The sequence below is a fragment of the Leifsonia stereocauli genome (assembly GCF_038432415.1).
Taxonomy (GTDB): Bacteria; Actinomycetota; Actinomycetes; order Actinomycetales; family Microbacteriaceae; genus Orlajensenia; species Orlajensenia stereocauli.
Map to the genome: position 1 here is coordinate 1,058,498 of NZ_JBCAUN010000002.1, position 16,931 is coordinate 1,075,428.

Sequence of the window (16,931 nt, forward strand, 5' to 3'; positions counted from 1 at the left end):
GCCACGGCGCACGCGTCTGGTCTTCCAAGTTGTACCAAACGCCCATCCCTGAGTGTTGCTCACACGTTACGACCGGGTGTACATCTCGCGACACCCAGCGTACCGGCGAAAATCCGGCGGTACTGTCGGCAGGAGGTTCAGTGTCGTTCCACCCTTCAGATCGGAAAGAGACGACAAGGCGCCTATGACTTCCAGCACCTCCAGCAGCACCCTCCCGCTGTCACCCGCGCCATCTCGGCCGCTCGTGGTGCAGCACACCCTCGCCCCGCCGGACGGCCGCACCAAGTACGTCGACATCATCGTCGACGGCGCAGCTCCCGACGTCAGCATTCGGTACTTCACCTGGAAGCGCGCGCTCAAGGCCGACTACGACGTCTTCCACGTGCACTGGCCCGAGCTCATGATCCGCGGCAAGAAGCCCCTGAAGCGCTTCGCCCGCCGCCGCGCGCTGCAGGTGCTCGTGTTCAGGCTGAGGCGCAAGGGCATCCCCATCGTGCGCACTCTGCACAACGTGACCCCGCACGAGGAGGGCTCGGCGGCCGAGAACCGCTCGCTCGACCTCGTCGACAGGTCCACCTCGCTCTACCTGCGCCTGAACCCCACCACCGAGCTCCCCACGGATGCCGAGGCCGTCACCATTCTCCACGGCCACTACATCGAGAAGTTCGCCCAGCACCCGCTGCCGCCGCGCGAACCCGGCCGCATCCTGTACTTCGGCATCATCCGTCCCTACAAGGGAGTCGATCTGCTGCTCGACTCCTTCCGCGAGCTGCCGGGCGACGATCTCACCCTGAGGGTGGTCGGCAGCCCCAGCGTCGGCCAGCGCGAACTGGTGGAGGCGCGCGTCGCCCGCGACCCGCGCACCTCGGCACTGCTCGCCTACGTCGACGACGACGTGCTGGTCTCCGAGATCGGCCACGCCGAACTCGTCGTGCTGCCTTACCGCGAGATGCACAACTCGGGCGCCATCCTCGTCGCGCTCTCGCTGTCGCGCCCCGCCCTCGTGCCGCGATCGCCTGCCAACACGGCACTCCGCGAGGAGGTCGGGCCCGGCTGGGTCATCGAATACGACGGCGATCTCACCCCCGACGTGATCGCGGAGGCGCTTCGGACCGTGCGCACGGTGGCCGCCGATGCAGCCCCCGACCTGTCGCGTCGCGACTGGAAGGTTCTCGGCGAGGAGCACGCCGCGGCCTACCGTCGCGCCATCGAGATCGCGCAGGCCGCACGATGACGCGCACCAGGCGCCAGCCGGCCGACGACGTCGAGCAGTCGCTCGCCACCTCGGCATCGCGCGGCGCCGTCGTGATGATCGGCGGCCAGGCCGTACGCGTGATCGTGCAGCTCGCCGGCGTGGTCATACTCGCCCGCCTGCTCGGACCGACGGACTTCGGCCTCGTGGCCATGGTGACGGCCGTGATCGGAATCGGCGAGGTGTTCCGCGACTTCGGTCTCTCATCGGCCGCCGTGCAGGCCAAGACGCTCTCGCCGCACCAGAAGGACAACCTGTTCTGGATCAACACGGGCATCGGCGCCCTGCTGAGCGTCGTGACCTTCGTGCTCGCCGGCCCCATAGCCTCGCTCTACGGCGACGACAGGCTGCGGCTGCTCACCGAGGTGCTCTCCATCACCTTCCTGCTGAACGGCCTCTCGACCCAGTTCCGCGCCGACCTCGGGCGCCACCTCGGATTCGGTCGTCTGGTGGTGGCGGATGCCGTTGGCCAGGCCATCGCCCTCGTCGCCGCCATCGTCGTGGGTGTGATGGGCGGCGGCTACTGGGCGCTCGCCGTGCAGCAGGTCGGTCAGGCGGCCCTCGTGCTCATCGTGCTGGTGATCGTGACCGACTGGTATCCGCGCGGCATCCATCGCCATGCGGGCATGAGGCCGCTGCTGTCCTACGGCGTCACGGTCTTCCTGGCGCAGATGCTCAACTACGTCAGCCGCAACGTCGACTCCGTCATCATCGGCGCCCGCTTCGGGCCGGCATCCCTCGGTCTCTACAACCGCTCGTTCCAGCTGGTGATGTTGCCGCTGCTGCAACTGCAGGCACCGGCCACCCGCGTCGCCCTCCCGGTGCTCTCGCGCCTGCAGGACCAGCGCGAGAGGTTCAACGCCTTCATCAGCTTCGGCCAGACCACGCTGCTCACCATCGTCGGCCTCATGTTCGCGTTCCTCGGAGCCCAGGCGACGGCCGTGGTCTCGATCATGCTGGGCGAGCAGTGGCTGGAGGCCGTTCCGGTCTTCCAGATCCTGCTCATCGCCGGCTGGTTCCAGGCCGCCGCCTACGTGAGCTACTGGGTGTTCCTCTCCAAGGGCCTCACGAAGGAGAACCTCTGGTCCGCCCTCGTCACGCGTCCTCTCACGATCGGGCTCATCCTGCTCGGGTCGCTCTGGGGTGTCTACGGCGTGGCAGCCGGCTTCGCCCTCGGCCTCGGCATCACCTGGCCGATCGCCCTCTTCTGGATCAGCAAGGTCTCCGACGTCGATGCGAAGCGCCTGTTCTTCAACGGCCTGCGCATGATCATCGTCTTCGGAATCGCCACGGGCGCCTCCTACGCGTCGACCCTGGCCGTGCCCGCCGATCAGCCGCTCCTCCATCTCGCCATCGGATCCGTCGCCCTGCTCGGCATGCTCGCGCTGGAGGCGGCCATCTGGCCGCGGTTCCGCGCCGACGTGCTGCAGGTCATCGGCGCCCGTCGCTACCTCAGCCGGGCGCGGACGGCCCCGGCCGGCCGGACTCCAGACGCCGACGCTCCGGATGCCGAGGCTTCGGACGCCGAGGCTCCGTATGCCGAGACTCCGGATGCCGCAACGCACGAGCCGGCGCCGGCATCGGCATCCGCCACCACCTCGACCGACACCCCAGAACCGACGACCCGAACGGAGAAGGAATGAGACGCCGCATCCGATCCAGACTCCTCCGCACGTGGAGAGACCTGCGCTACAGTTCCGGGCTGCCGCCCCGACAGGATCGCGCGACGGCCCGCCGGGCGTCAGCAGCCCTGGCGGCAACCGCAGCGCGTGACGTGCACCTGCTCATCGCCGCGCCCGGGCGAGGCAACATCGGCGACCAGGCGCTCTTCGAGGCCTTCCTCGAGAATGCGCCCGGCCCCATCATCGCCATCGTGCGCGAGTCCGATGACTTCGTCGTACCCGACGCCCTGAGGGCGAAGGTGGAGGTGTTCCCCCTCCCGAGCCTCGTCTACGGGGAGGGGCCGGCGCACGAGCAGGCCATCCGCACCTTCGTCGAACTGCTGCGGCGCGCTCGCAGCCTCTCCATCATCGGCGCCGACATCATGGACGGCCGCTACAGCCTGCGCGGCTCCGTGCGCCGTGCCATGCTGGCCGAGATCGGAGCGGTCGAGGGTGTTCCCACCCGCATCGTCGGCTTCAGCTGGAACGGGTCGCCGAGCTTCGGCGCCCGTCGTGCCCTGGTCAGGGCCAGTCGCGCCGGTGTCGTGCCTCTGCTCCGCGATCCCCGGTCGGCCGAGCGCGCGATCGAGCACGGCATCAGCAACGTCACTCTCGTCTCCGACATCGTCTTCGCCGCCACGACGACGGATGCGAGCGTCGCGATCCCGACCGTGCCGTTCGCCATCGTCAACGTCAGCGGCCTGATCGCGCGAACGACCGACCAGACCGCGCAGTACCGGCGCATCATCGACCACCTGCGCTCGGCCGGTCTCCACGTCGTGATCCTGCCGCACGTGATCAAGGACCTCAGCGACGACCTCGTCGCCTGCCGCGCGGTTGCCGAGGTGGTCGCCGGTCCCGATGTCACGTTCGTGGAGGAGCTGCTGCCTCCGGCGCAGATCCGCGCTCTCGCAGCCCAGGCGACAGTCACCGTGACAGGGCGGATGCACCTCTCGATCATGTCCATGATGGGCGGCACCCCGGCGGTGACGATGGCCACGCAGGGCAAGGTCGAGGGACTCATGGAGCTCATCGGCGCCCCCGAGCTGTGCGTATCGCCGGCCGGCGACTTCGCCGGGCCCGTCATCGCATCGCTCGCCCACGTGATGCCTGCGTCGTCGGCGACTCGAGCGGCCATCACCGCCGGGCTGCCCCGGGTGATCGAGCTGGCCCGGACGAACACGGCCGGGCTCGGCGAGCCCGTCATGATCCCGGCGGGGAAGTCGAGCTGATGGGCGGCCTCAGACAGCTGATCGCGACATCCATCGCGCCGAGCGCCCTGTGGTCGCCCCGGGTGCGAGTGCGTCTGCTGCGCTTCTGCGGCGTCACGGTGGGAACCGGCACCCGCATCCGTCCCGGCATCCGTTTCATCGAAAGAGTCGACCTGCTGAGCATCGGAGACGGATGCTTCATCAACGTCGAACTCCTCGTCGGATCGAACTCGCCCGTCGTGCTCGGCGACAGGGTGTCGCTCGGCCCGCGGGTTCAGCTCGTGCCGACGACCCACGAGATCGGTCCGGCCTCTGCCAGGGCCGGCGCCTCGGTCAGCGCCCCCATCACCATCGGCGACGGAACGTGGATCGGAGCCGGCGCCATCGTGCTCGGCGGCGTCGCCATCGGGTCGGGTTGCATCATCGCAGCAGGCTCAGTGGTCACGGCCGACTGCGAGCCCGATTCGCTCTACGGCGGAACCCCCGCCCGCCGCATCCGTGCCCTCGACGCCGCCCCAGAAGGCAGCCGCACCCAAGGAGTCAGATGACCCAGCCCGACGCGCCGCTGCGCATCCTGTTCGTCGTTCCATCGCTGCACGGCGGTGGGGCCGAGTTCGTGGCGCGCACCTGGATGGGCTGGCTGGTCGAACGCGGCCACTCCGTCGCCGTCGTGACGACCTCGGCCAAGGCCACCGACACCTACCTGCCCGATGGCGTCGTGCACTACCAGATCGCCACGGCCCGCGGTCATGTGGGCAAGTCGCGGGCCCTCATCGCGATCTTCGGCGGCTTCAAGCCGGATGTCGCCGTGAGCCTGCAGGCCCACGCCAACCTCGTGCTGCTGACGGCCGCCGCGCTCAGCCCCAAGTCGCGTCGTCCGCCGGTGATCATCAGCGAGCGCAACCTGGTCTCGCTGGGCCTGGCCGATTCCGACCTGCCGCACAAGGTGAAGATCGGATTCGCCCGACGCATGTACGGCCGGGCAGACCACGTCATCGCGATCTCGCACCCCGTCGCCGGCGAGCTTGTCAGCGGCTTCGGCGTCTCGGGGGAGCGCTGCACGGTGGTCGCGAACCCCGCCACAGCGAAGGTGGCCGGCATGGACCCCGTCGTGCGCGTGCCGGGAACAGCCGGCGGCCTGCAGCTCGTGCTGGCCGCTCGACTCGTCGCCCAGAAGCGACCGGAACTGGCGATCCACGCCGCGGCCGAGCTCAATCGCCGCGGCATTCCGACCGAGGTGATCTCGTTCGGCGGCGGTCCGCTGCTCGACTCGGTGACGGCAGAGGCCGAGCGGCTCGGGGTCTCCTTCGACGACAAGGGCTGGGTCGAGGACTGGTTCTCGCACTTCAAGCCGAACTCCGTCGTGCTGCTGCCGTCGCTGCGTGAAGGCTTCGGCAACGTGCTCGTGGAGGCCGCGGCCGCCGGCGTTCCTTCGGTCGCCGTGTCCGGCGCCCTCGGCGTCGCCGACGCCATCGTGCCGGGCATCACCGGCGAGCTCGCCCTCGGACCGACGGCAGAGCAGCTCGCCGATGCCGTCGAGCGGGCGAGTGCCATCGACGTCACCGGCATCGACGCCTGGCTCGACCGCTTCTCCGTGGGATCCAGCGGAAGGGATCTCGAGACCGTGCTGCAGATGGTCGCTGCGGACGGCCCGCGATGACGGGCGTCGACGTCAGCGTCGTCATCCCGGCCTACAACGCCGCCGAATTCCTGGACGACGCCGTGGAGCGGCTGATGCGCCAGACCATCGCCGTCGAGATCGTGGTGGTCGACGACGGTTCGAGCGACTCGACCGCCCGGCTGGGCGCCGCGCTCGCCGAGAGGCATCCGTCGGTCGTCTTCATTCCCCTCGCCGTGAACGGCGGAGTGGCAGCGGCGCGCGAGGCCGGAGTCGAGGCGTCGTCAGGGCGGTTCATCTGGTTCGTGGACGCCGACGACGAGTGGGTGACGAATGCCGCAGAAACCATGCTCGCCGCCGCAGACGGACTCGCGGCCGACGTGGTGTGTGCTGGCGCCGAGTACCTCTCGGTCGACGGAACGCGCCGACCGGTGCCGTCGCTGCAGCCGGGCGCCGTCGACGGCGCCACAGCCTTCAAGGCCATGCTCCTCGGCCGGGTCAGCGGACACCTCTGGAACAAGCTGTTCGCCCGTCGGCTGTTCCCTGCCATCAGCTTCACCCGCTCGCGGGTGCACTCCGACCAGGCCATGGTCGCGCAGCTCCTGGTGGCGGCCGAGACCGTGGCCGGCATCCGCGACACCGTCTACACCTATCGGTTGCGCAGCGGCTCGATCATCAGGTCGAACACCCAGCGGGCGCAGTCCCTCGAACAGGTCGCCGCCGTCGTGCGCGACTGCGCTCGCCGCGTTGGTGCAGGCGATGGCCGCGAACTCGACTACTACACGGCACGGTTCTCGCTGCTGTCCCGCATGAAGGACGCCACCAGCGGCGCCTACACAGAGCAGGAGTCGCGCACACTGGTGCGCACGGCCCGCGGCGAGATGACGCCGTCGGTCGTGCTCTCGCTCGCCCGTGCCCGCGAACCGCATCGCCTCGCACTGCTGGTCGCCGCCCGCACCAGCATGCCGCTCTACCGCCGCATCATGAGCAGTCGCGGCGCCCGCGAGTAGGCCAGGTGACGGATGTCGCGAGAGGGGCAGGCGTGCCGAGCGAGACGGCGACCCCCATTCGCGTCACACAACTGTAATCTCCAGCGCCGAGCGTTAACCTCGGCGACTCCTGCAGGTGACGAGCCCTCACTAACGTTTTCAGTGCAGGACCGATCGCGAGAACGGAGCTGCGACCCGACGGTGGGCGTGCACCCACCCGAGTCAAGTCGGGTGCACGGCCGACCGAGAGATTGGACAGCCGTGACCGCCACCGCCTTTCGCTGGACCGTCTCCGAGCCGCGCCCGCGCGCCTGGATGAACTTCGCCAAGGGCGTCGCCATCGCCATGGTCGTGCTCTACCACGTCACCCTGTACCTGCAGCACGCCGGGATCATGGGGTTGCCGAACCGCATGAAGCTCGTGCTCGAGCTGTTCCCCATGCCCGTGTTCTTCCTTATCGCCGGACTCTTCGGCGCACGCGCGGTCACGTGGACCTTCGGCAACCTGTGGAGACGGCGCCTGCTGCCCGTGCTCTACCTCTATATCGTCTGGTCGATCGTGCGCTTCGCGTTCTACCTGATCATCCCGGGTCTCAGCGGCGAACTCGGCGAACTGCCGGCCAGCAACCCGATCAGCCTGGCGCTCATCCTCGTCTGGCCGAGCAGCAGCTACTGGTTCATCTACGCCCTCGCCGTCTTCGCGTTCGCAGCCTGGGCGCTGCGGAAGCTCCCACCCGTCGTGCATGTCATCCTCGCCGCCCTGCTGTCGAGTGCGGTCACAGCGGGCCTCATCAACAGCGGCAACATCGGCTGGAACCGCGTCGGCGCCCTCTACGTCTTCTACGCCTTCGGGGCGCTGTACGCGCCGCGGGTGTACGCCGCCGTCGCGAAGGTGTCTGTGCAGCGCACCCTGCTCGCCGCCGCGGCGCTCGTGGCCTCGGCCGCCATCCTGTTCCTGCTGCCTGCTCGCTGGGTCCCGTTCCTCGTGCTGCTCGGCCAGGCATCGGCCGTCGCCCTCGGCGTGCTGCTCTCCGCCTACCTCGCGAGGCTCCGGATGCTGTCCTTCGTGTCGACGATGGGTGCGGAGAGCCTGCAGATCTACCTGCTGCACCTGTTCGTGATCGTGCCGATCGCCGGCCTGCTGGGGCTGCTGCTCGGCGGGGTCCATCGCGGCGTCGGCATCGCCATCCAGTTCGGGCTCGTCGTGGTGGCCATCGTCGTCTCGCTGCTCCTCTCGAAGCTCACCACGCGCGTGCGCTGGCTCTATGTTCCGCCCGTCATCAGGCGCAGGCGCGCCTCGGCTCAGGCCGGGGCACCGGCATCCGTCAGCACCACGGATGCCCCCACGATTCCCGACGGTCCCCTCACGGCCGTGACTTCGCCTCCGAACACACGCGACAAGGAGATATCGACATGACGACCGACTTCGACACCACGCCGACGAACGAGAGCACCCCCGAGATCGGGGGAAAGCTGCTGCTCGCAGCCTCCACCGGCGGTCACCTCGCTCAGCTGGTGCGTCTCGCTCCGGGGCTCGGTGCGACAGACGACTCGCTGTGGGTGACCTTCCGCACGCCGCAGAGCGAGTCGCTGCTGAAGGGGCGCAACGTGCTCTACGTGCCCTACATCCGGCCGCGTGACGCGGCGAACGTCGTGCGCGCTTACCAGTCGATCCGAGCCGCCATCAAGAACGCGCAGTTCGACGGAGCGGTGAGCACCGGCTCCGCGCTCGCCCTGGCCGCCCTGCCTGCCGCCAAGCTCGGCGGTCTGCCGACGCTCTACATCGAGAGCGTGTCGCGGGTCGACGGTCCGTCGCTGTCAGGGCGCATCCTCGACAGGTTCCGCCTGGCCGAACTGCGCACACAGCACCCGCACTGGTCGTCGGGCCGCTGGGGCATCCACCCGAGTGTGCTCTCGACCTTCCACAATGTCGAGAAGCCCAAGCCTGCCGACGGTCGGCTCAAGCTGTTCGTGACCCTCGGAACCATCGAGGGATACGGCTTCGAGTCCCTCGTCGACCGCATCGTCGATCTCGGCATCGCCGGTGACGACACCACCTGGCAGCTGGGCTACACCGAGGCCAAGCGCGAACTGCCGGGCACCGCATACGCCCAGGTGAGCGCAGAGGACTTCGAGCGCTACGCCCGCGAGGCCGACGTCGTCATCACCCATGCCGGAGTCGGCACAGTGCTCGGACTGCTCGAGATGGGCATCTCGCCGATCGCCGTGGTGCGCCGCAAGGATCGTGGGGAGCACGTCGACAACCACCAGGAGCAGATCGCCAGGCTCATGTCCGAGCTCGGCATCGGCACCTCCACCGAGGTCGAGGACCTCACCTCCGACATGATCCACGCGGCAGCCATGACGGGCATCCGCGGCGATCTGGCGGCAGCGTGAGCGGCAGCGCCGTTGCGGCGGCTCCGAATCCGGGCGCAGAGGCGATCGACATCTTCGTGCCGGGGGTCGGCCAGTACGACAACATCGGCGACATCATCCTGCGACGCCAGCTCATCGCCTGGCTGAAGCCCCTCGGGCGACTGCACGTCTACGTCGGCGCATCGCCCGACGGCTACGCCGAGTCACTGGGCGTCGGCAGCGACGACGTGGTCTACCGCTCCTTCTCCTCCTGGTACCGAGCCGGGCTGTCGCGGGCATGGAGCGGCACGGCGCACTACGTGTTCAAGCCCGGCGAGATCCAGCTCACCATCATCGGCATGAAGGAGCACGTTGTGGTCCTGCCGCTGCTCGCCCTGCTGCGCCTGCGCGGCGGTTCGGTGGTCCGAGTGGGCTCGGGGTCGCGCGACTTCGCCCCGCTGCCCCGCCTGCTCATGCGTCCCTCCATCGCCCTGTCGCAGCTCACGGCCTGGCGCGACGGGACGACGGCGGCCTACCTCGGCGGCGAGGTCATGCCCGATCTCGCCTTCGGTGAAGGAGCAGGACCGTCGACGGATGCCGCAGCCGAGAGCCGCGACACCATCGTGGTGTCGATGCGCAGCGACCGCCCCGAACCCGGCGCAGCCTGGGTCTCCGGCATCCGTCGCTTCGCAAGCGAACAGGGACTGCGCGTCGAGGTCGTCACGCAGGTGCTACGCGATCGCCAGCGCTCGCGCGATCTGGCCGCTGCCCTCGGCGCCGACCTCGCCGACTGGGACGGCTCCGATCACGCCGGCCAGGAGGACACCCTGCGCGCCGTCTACGACAGGACGGCACTCGCCGTCAGCGACAGGCTGCACGTCCTGATCGCGGCCTCGACCGAAGGTGCCGCCCCGATCGCCCTGCTCGTCGACGAGTCCGGCAAGATCGACAGGCACTTCGAGGCGGCGGGCGTCTCGGGTGTCGGCGTTCCGTCGAGCGGGCTGACCGAAGACGAGATCGTCGCGGCCCTGGCGACGGCTCTGCAGCGTGGACCGGCCGTGCGTGCCTCCCTCGCGAACGCGCGAGACGAGCTCGAGCTCATGCGCGCCCGGGTCGAAGGCCTCATCGCGGGAGTTCCGGCGCGCACGGAGCTGGTCGACGCATGAGCGTGGCCGTCGACGTTCCCCCCACGAGACTCCGCCGCATCGAGGTGCTTCACGTCGGTCGACGCGGCGAGGTCGCCGGCGGCATGACGCAGGTCGTGAACGGCTACCTCTCCTATCCGTTCGACGACTGCGACCTGCGTGTCATCGTGTCACGCGACGGTTCCACCGGTCCCCGGGCTCTGGCGATCTTCCTCGGAGCGGCTTGGCGGCTGGCGACCCTGCGCGGTCGCGACGAGCGCGTCGTCGTGGTGCATCTCTCGCAGGGTGGATCGTTCGTGCGCGAGGGACTCCTGCTGCGCCTCGCCCACGCGCGGGGCTTCGGTACCGTCGCGCATCTGCACGGCAGCAGTTTCCCCGAGTACGCCGCGCGAGAGCCGGCCAGGGTCGCGACGGTGCTGCGAGCCGCCGACAGCGTCTTCGTGCTGAGCGCCGAGACCCGGGCGGCGGTACTCGGAGTCCTGCCGACGGCACCGACGGAGCTCATTCCGAACGCCGTTCCCGAGGGAACCCCGCGGGCCAAGGGCAAGAGCATCGTGTTCGGTGGCAGCGTCTCGCTCCGCAAGGGCGTCGATGTCCTCGTCGACGCCTGGCGCAGGATCGCCGACCACGACGGCTGGACCCTGCACGTGGTCGGACCCGTCGCAGACCGCGAGGTCGTCCCGTCCGAGCTGCCTGATGCCGTCTTCCACGGCGGGCTCCCGCATGCCGAGCTCATGGAGATGCTCGAGTCGGCCGAGATCGCCGTCCTCCCGTCGCGCGACGAGGCCATGCCGATGTTCATCCTCGAGGCCCTCGCCCGGCAGGACTGCGTCGTCGCGACCCGTGTCGGCGGCGTCCCCGCCGTGCTCGCCGACGGCGCAGGGTCGCTCGTCGACGCCGGCGATGCGGCCGGCCTGGCCGCGGCTCTCGAGCGGTTGATGGTGTCGGATGCCGCTCGCGACGAGCTGCGCGCTGCCGGAACCGCCAGGTTCCAGCGGGACTACTCGGCCGCCGCCGTCTATCCGATGGTCGCAGAGCGCTGGCGGGCCGTGCTCCGCGGGAGCCGCTGAGGGGCGACAACCCGCGGCGGCACCAGCCCCGTCGCGAGCTGCTCGTCGCGCGCTGCCGATCGCAGCGACGCCACGATGCCCGCCACGGCGAAGACGAACGGGAACGACGGCGCCGAGACGAACACCGGGGCGGCCGCCGATTCGATCACGAGGAGCACCAGCCATCCGACGCCGGTGATGCGAACCCAGTGCGCGAGCACGGACTCGGTCGGCGAGCTGCGACGCAGCAGGCTCACGAGCACGCAGAGGATGCCGACGGCGAAGGCGGCGGCTCCGAGCCATCCGCTCTCCCCGATGATGGCCGGCCACTGCGTGTCGTTGAGGAACATGCCCTTCTCGCCCGGGCCGAGGCCGTATACGTGGTCGAAGCCGAGGTTGTAGTACTCGGGGCTGTAGTTCACGCCGGCCGGGAAGCTGCCGAAGCGGCCGAAGCCGGCGCCGAACGGGAAGTACCCCGTGGCGACCGCCAGTGATCCCCAGGTCATCGTGGAGCGCGCTGAGGACTCGATGATGTACATCTGAACGGCATCACCGACGAGCGCGATGAGAGGAGGCACGATGAGCGCGATGGCGAACGGGCCGAAGCACAGCGCGACGACGATGAGGATCGGGCGACCGTAGCGGAGGGTCAGGATGCCGAGGGCGGCGAGGAGACCGACGATCGACTTCACCTCGAGTGTCAGCGTCGTGAGCACCACCGTCACGCCGATGAGGATGGCGTTGCCGAGCGAGGTGCGCACCACGCAGGCGTAGGCGAGGGCTCCGACGGCGAGCACAGCCGTGAAGCGGCCGAAGGCAGCCGGATGCTGGAACAGGCCTTGCAGAGCCGTGACGCCGCCGAGGTGGGTGATGGTCCCGCCGACGATGCCGCGCCACACGTCGGGGAAGGCCAGGTTGGCGAGGCCGGTGACCGCGATGACGCCGATCGCGACCACGCCGGCCCGGAGAAGCACCCTGAAGTCGCGGTCGGTCCAGCGCAGCTGCGCGAGAGCGAAGGCGAACAGCAGTCCCTTGGCGATGAGGATGAGCGACTGCAGCATCAGCGAGTACGGCACGTGCAGTGCCACCCCGCTGAGGACGCCGAACACGAAGAACAGCAGGAACCAGATCGTGCCGGGCAGGAGCACGATGCGTCGCTCCGTCACGAGCCTGCGGGTCGTGAAGGCGATCACCGCCAGGCCGATGACGGCCTCGTCGATGTTCGACGCCAGGGGCCCGACGACCTGTTGCAGCACGTTCGACAGGATGATCGCCGAGACGCCGGTGAGCGCGAACACCTTGGGGTGGAAGGCCGCGAGGTACACCAGCGCGGCACCGGCGACGGCGATGATGAACAGGGCCGGCTGCACGAGGAGCGACGCCACGACGAGCACGATCGCGATGACTGCCCCGGTCGCCGAGAGCAGCACAGCGGCTCTCAGGCGCGGGCTCACGCGAGATGGCCGCCTCGCCGGCGCTCTCCGAGCGTCCGGCGTGCTCCGCCGTCCCGGAGTGGCCTGCAGCGTCATGTCCCCGGCCCGCCGATCAGTCCCGGGCGTCCGCGCCGCGCACAGGCGCCGCCGTCAGGACGACTCCGTATATCTCGGCGCCGACATCCTCGAGGGAGTCGACGGCCTGTCGCAGTTCGTCGGCGCGGGTGCGTCCGGCGCGGGCGACCACGACGTAGCCGTCGGCGACCTCGGAGAGCGCCAGCCCGTCGGAGTTCGCCAGCAGGGGACCGGCGTCGAGGATGACGATGTCGACATCGGCGGCCAGTGCCGTGATGACGGCGTTCGTTCGCTCGGAGGAGAGGACGTCGCTGGTTCCAGCCTCGACGGCGTCGGTCGTGATGACGGTGAGGCCCGTGGCCACCTCGGAGCGGGTGATCGACTCGGGGGCAACGCCCGCGAGCAGGGCGTTCGACAGCCCGGCCTTGGACCTGATGCCGAACAGTCTGGCCGTCGACGGAGAGCGCAGGTCGCCGTCGATGAGGGCGACCTGCAGGCCGCCTTCTGCGAGGGCGACGGCGAGGTTCGCGGCGATGGTGCTCTTGCCGTCACCGAGACCCGGCGAACTGACGACGACGACGGGGGCCGTCGACGCCGAGATCGAGGCGACGACCTTCGTGCGGATGATGCGCACGGCCTCGGCGAAGCGTCCGGAGGGCGCTGTCAGCGAGGGTACGGGCTTCCGCGTGAGCGAGCGCTCCGCCGGAACGCGGCCGAGGTAGGCGGCATCCGTCGCCTTCGCGATGTCGCGACCGTTGCGAACACGGGTGTTCAGCAGCTCTGCCAGCACGACGATGATGAAGGCGACGGCGAGACCGCCGAAGAGACCGATGAGGATCGCGAGGATCGTGTTGGGCGACGACGGCGAGGCCGGGGCAACGGGCTCCTGCACGACGGAGGCGCTGATCGCAGCCGGTGAGGTCGTCGATCCCGAGCTCTCGATCTGGTCGCTCAGGCTCGCCGCGACGGCGTTGCCCAGGTCGACGGCCCCCTCGGGAGTGTCGGCCGTGGCCTCGATCTCGATCAGCGCCGACAGCCCGACAGAGGCGACGCTCACCTTGTCGGCGAGTTTGTCCGCCGTCGTGTCGAGGCCGAGCTCGTCGATGACGGGCTGCAGCACCACCGGGGTCGAGGCGAGCTGGGTGAATGTGCCCACCTGCTGCACGAGCAGGTTGTTGCCCGCGACGAGTTCCTGCGCCGTGCCCGTTCCCCCCGTGGGCTCGAGGAGCAGCTTCGTCTGCGTCGTGTACTGCGCCGGGGCCACGGCGACGTAGGCGGTCGCGGCCAGGATTCCGGCCAGGATCGTGACGACGACGGGAACCCATTGGCGTCGGATGACGCGGATTGTCTGCTTGAAGTCCACTGACTTACCTCCGGGGTTGACGGTCGATCGGGCGTGAGCCCACGGATGGGGTGGGGGTCATGAGAGCCGCTCGGTGAAGAACTCGAGCACGCGGGCACGGATGCGAGGGCCGAGCAGCTGGATGCCGTGCTTCGAGCCGTCCTGCACGCTCAGTTGCACCGGGACGTTCGCAGCCTTGAGCGCCGCGGCCATCGACTCGGCCTGCTCGACGGGGACGAGCTCGTCTGAACCGTTCACCAGGATCATCGGGGGATCGGAGGAGTCGACGGAGAGCAGGGCCGACGCATCGGCCGCCTGCGGGCAGTCGGCGGCGACCACCGTGGGGCAGCCCAGGTAGTTGAGGATCATCGCTGCGGCCTCATCAGACGGGGTGCCGAGCGCGAGGGCCTCTTCGGTCATCAGCGAGACACCGGACAGCGAGACGGCCGCGGCGACGCGCCGGCCCTCCTGCAGGGAGCCCGTGCCGAGGGTGGCGACGGTCTGGGTGAGGATGGCGCCGGCCGAACTGCCGAACAGTCCGATGCGGGCGGGATCGATGCCGAAGCGCTCAGCCTGTTCCGGCTCGCGGATCCAGGTGATCGCCGCTTCGACGTCGTCGACCTGGCTCGGATAGACGAATTCGGGGGCGAGCCTGTAGTCGATCGAGAAGCCCGCGAAGCCGTGTGCCGCGAACAGCTCGCACACTGCCCGCATGCCCCCGCCGGTGCGGTCGCCCTCGGTGAACCCGCCGCCGTGCAGCAGGACGACGGCGGCGGTGGGCTCGGCGGCATCCGTCGGTATGCAGGCATCGAGCTTGAGGTCGCCGCCCTCCGGAGAGGAGTAGACGAGCCCGGGCGTGACCTCGACGCTCGAGTTGGTGGCCTTGGGGTCTGCGGCCGATGGCGTGCTCGCGCAGGAGACCAGCGGGAGGGCGAGGACGGCGCAGACGACGAGGGCCAGGGCGCGGCCGGCTCGGCGCGACGCCCTGCCGGTACGGCTGATCGACGCTTCTGTCATCGGGGCTCACTGTCCTTGTCTGGTCGGCCCCGTCGAGCGTGTGCTCTCGTCGGGGAACCGGTGGTTCGCACCCTCGCGTCGTGATTTCCATTCCATAGCGCTCTGTGGACCCAGCGGTGTCGAGGATATGTCGGGTGTGTTAAATCTGACCCCCGTAGATGGCACGTCGCGGCGGCTCGATGCTTAGGTGTAACCAACTCGACGGGGACGGACTTTTGACTCAAGCCATTGAAAACACCATGGCGACGAGCTCGAGGGTGATGAAGCAGACCGACTGGAACCAGAAGTACGGTCAGCTTCTCTTCTTCTCGGACCTCGTCGTCATCGCACTCTGCGTCGCTGTGGCGCAGTACGTCGGCGGACTGCCGGCGAAGATCGCCGGCATCGGCGAGATGATGACGCTGACAGCGCCGACCCTCGTGTCGGTGGTGGTCGTGCTGGTCTGGATGTTCGCCCTGACGGCGGCCGGATCCCGGTCGACGCGCCACATCGGTGCCGGCTCCATCGAGTACCGCCGGGTCATCAACTCGACGCTGATCGTCTTCGGCGCCGGCGGCATGGCCGCCTACTTCCTCGACATCGACGGACTGCAGCGCTACTTCGCGTTCGCCTTCCTGCTCGGGCTTCCCGGCATCATCCTGGAGCGCTACCTGTGGCGGAACTGGCTGGCCGCCCGCCGGCGCGAGGGGCGGATGTCGCACCGCGTGCTGCTCGTCGGGTCCGAGGCATCCGTCACCGCCATGGCACGTGACCTGGCACGGGCTCCGGAGTCCGGCCTCAAGGTCGTCGGCGCCTGCACTCCGAGCGGAGCCGTGGCCGGCGTCATCGAGGGCACCGAGATCCCGGTGTCCGGATCGCTCACCAACCTGCTCGAGTCCCTCGACGCCGTGGAGGCCGACACCGTCGTCATCACCAGCGCGAACGAGATGTCGCCGTCACTGGTGCGGGAGCTCAGCTGGCAGCTCGAGCCGGGGCGGCAGCACCTCGTGGTGGCGCCGAGCCTCACCGACATCGGCGGCCCGCGCCTGCACACGCGGCCCGTCGCCGGGTTGCCGCTCATCCATGTGGAGACCCCGCGGTACTACGGCGGGAAGCTGTACATCAAGCGCCTCTTCGACATCCTGGCCTCGGGCGCGCTCATCGTGCTCCTGGCGCCGTTCCTCCTCGCCGTGACAGTGGCCGTGCGCCTCAGCACCCCCGGCTCGGTGATCTTCAGGCAGGAGCGCATCGGGCTCCGGGGCGAGAGATTCGACATGCTCAAGTTCCGGTCGATGTACATGGACGCGGAGGACCGCCTCGCCGAGCTCGAGAATGTCGCGCGGAGCGAGGGCAACTCGGTCATGTTCAAGATGAAGAACGACCCGCGCGTCACGCCGATCGGCGGATTCCTGCGGCGTTTCAGCCTCGACGAGCTTCCCCAGTTGTTCAACGTGTTCCGCGGCACCATGTCGATCGTCGGGCCGAGGCCCCCGCTCGAGCGGGAGGTCGAGCAGTACGCGCAGCACGTGCACCGTCGCTTCCTCGTGAAGCCGGGCATCACGGGCCTGTGGCAGGTCAGCGGCCGCTCGAACCTCAACTGGGACGAGACCGTTCGGCTCGACCTGTACTACGTCGAGAACTGGAACCTCACGGGCGACCTGCTCATCCTCTGGAAGACGGCACGGGCCGTCCTCGGGAGCGACGGGGCGTACTGACTCCTTCCCCTCGGCCATGACTTCTCGCTGTCACGTCCCCCGAACGAGGGGTATCGCGTGTACAGTATCTGCTCAGAGCAGCGCCGTATCG

Annotated in this window: 14 protein-coding genes; 11 read left to right on the plus strand and 3 right to left on the minus strand. The window is 69.2% G+C overall.

Annotated features, from left to right (window positions below):
- The first annotated feature begins 184 nt into the window (after positions 1-184).
- The 10 genes from AADV74_RS13815 (at position 185) to AADV74_RS13860 (ending at position 11,300) form a co-directional block, all read left to right on the plus strand.
- Entirely contained in the window at positions 185-1,234 is a 1,050-nt protein-coding gene (locus AADV74_RS13815) for a glycosyltransferase (protein WP_342115011.1), read from the plus strand.
- Positions 1,231-2,895, plus strand: coding sequence for a lipopolysaccharide biosynthesis protein (locus AADV74_RS13820; RefSeq protein ID WP_342115013.1), 1,665 nt, complete (start codon positions 1,231-1,233; stop codon positions 2,893-2,895). Before AADV74_RS13815 ends, AADV74_RS13820 begins: the two co-directional genes overlap by 4 nt.
- The gene (locus AADV74_RS13825) at positions 2,892-4,145 is read left to right on the plus strand and encodes a polysaccharide pyruvyl transferase family protein (RefSeq protein WP_342115015.1); all 1,254 of its coding nucleotides are present in this window, start codon (positions 2,892-2,894) and stop codon (positions 4,143-4,145) included. The genes AADV74_RS13820 and AADV74_RS13825 overlap by 4 nt, the downstream gene beginning before the upstream one ends.
- Positions 4,145-4,672 carry an acyltransferase gene (locus AADV74_RS13830; protein ID WP_342115016.1) on the plus strand — a complete coding sequence of 176 codons (528 nt, stop codon included), beginning with the start codon at positions 4,145-4,147 and terminating at the stop codon, positions 4,670-4,672. The genes AADV74_RS13825 and AADV74_RS13830 overlap by 1 nt, the downstream gene beginning before the upstream one ends.
- Complete coding sequence (locus AADV74_RS13835) at positions 4,669-5,784, plus strand: glycosyltransferase (RefSeq protein WP_342115018.1); 1,116 nt, start codon at positions 4,669-4,671, stop codon at positions 5,782-5,784. The genes AADV74_RS13830 and AADV74_RS13835 overlap by 4 nt, the downstream gene beginning before the upstream one ends.
- Entirely contained in the window at positions 5,781-6,752 is a 972-nt protein-coding gene (locus tag AADV74_RS13840; protein WP_342115020.1) for a glycosyltransferase family 2 protein, read from the plus strand. Before AADV74_RS13835 ends, AADV74_RS13840 begins: the two co-directional genes overlap by 4 nt.
- A gap of 240 nt (positions 6,753-6,992) precedes the next feature.
- A complete protein-coding gene (locus AADV74_RS13845; protein ID WP_342115021.1) occupies positions 6,993-8,147 on the plus strand; it encodes an acyltransferase family protein in 1,155 nt (384 codons plus the stop codon).
- Positions 8,144-9,127: a glycosyltransferase gene (locus tag AADV74_RS13850; RefSeq protein WP_342115023.1), complete on the plus strand. Its 984-nt coding sequence runs from the start codon at positions 8,144-8,146 to the stop codon at positions 9,125-9,127. Before AADV74_RS13845 ends, AADV74_RS13850 begins: the two co-directional genes overlap by 4 nt.
- Entirely contained in the window at positions 9,124-10,251 is a 1,128-nt protein-coding gene (locus AADV74_RS13855) for a polysaccharide pyruvyl transferase family protein (RefSeq protein ID WP_342115024.1), read from the plus strand. The genes AADV74_RS13850 and AADV74_RS13855 overlap by 4 nt, the downstream gene beginning before the upstream one ends.
- Positions 10,248-11,300, plus strand: a complete 1,053-nt coding sequence (locus AADV74_RS13860) for a glycosyltransferase family 4 protein (protein ID WP_342115025.1) — start codon at positions 10,248-10,250, stop codon at positions 11,298-11,300. The genes AADV74_RS13855 and AADV74_RS13860 overlap by 4 nt, the downstream gene beginning before the upstream one ends.
- Here the strand turns inward: AADV74_RS13860 and AADV74_RS13865 are convergent.
- The 3 genes from AADV74_RS13865 to AADV74_RS13875 all read right to left on the minus strand — a co-directional run bounded on the left by AADV74_RS13865 (position 11,249) and on the right by AADV74_RS13875 (position 15,146).
- Entirely contained in the window at positions 11,249-12,733 is a 1,485-nt protein-coding gene (locus tag AADV74_RS13865; protein ID WP_342115026.1) for a hypothetical protein, read from the minus strand. The two genes, AADV74_RS13860 and AADV74_RS13865, sit on opposite strands and share 52 nt — an antisense overlap.
- A gap of 91 nt (positions 12,734-12,824) precedes the next feature.
- Positions 12,825-14,150 (minus strand): tyrosine-protein kinase domain-containing protein, encoded by a 1,326-nt coding sequence (locus AADV74_RS13870; protein WP_342115027.1) that lies wholly within the window; start codon positions 14,148-14,150, stop codon positions 12,825-12,827.
- Between the two features lie 57 nt (positions 14,151-14,207).
- A complete protein-coding gene (locus AADV74_RS13875) occupies positions 14,208-15,146 on the minus strand; it encodes an alpha/beta hydrolase (protein ID WP_342115029.1) in 939 nt (312 codons plus the stop codon).
- A 260-nt stretch (positions 15,147-15,406) separates the two neighbouring features.
- Here AADV74_RS13875 and AADV74_RS13880 point away from each other — a divergent pair, with 260 nt between their 5' ends.
- Positions 15,407-16,840, plus strand: a complete 1,434-nt coding sequence (locus AADV74_RS13880; RefSeq protein WP_342115203.1) for a sugar transferase — start codon at positions 15,407-15,409, stop codon at positions 16,838-16,840.
- Positions 16,841-16,931: the final 91 nt, after the last annotated feature.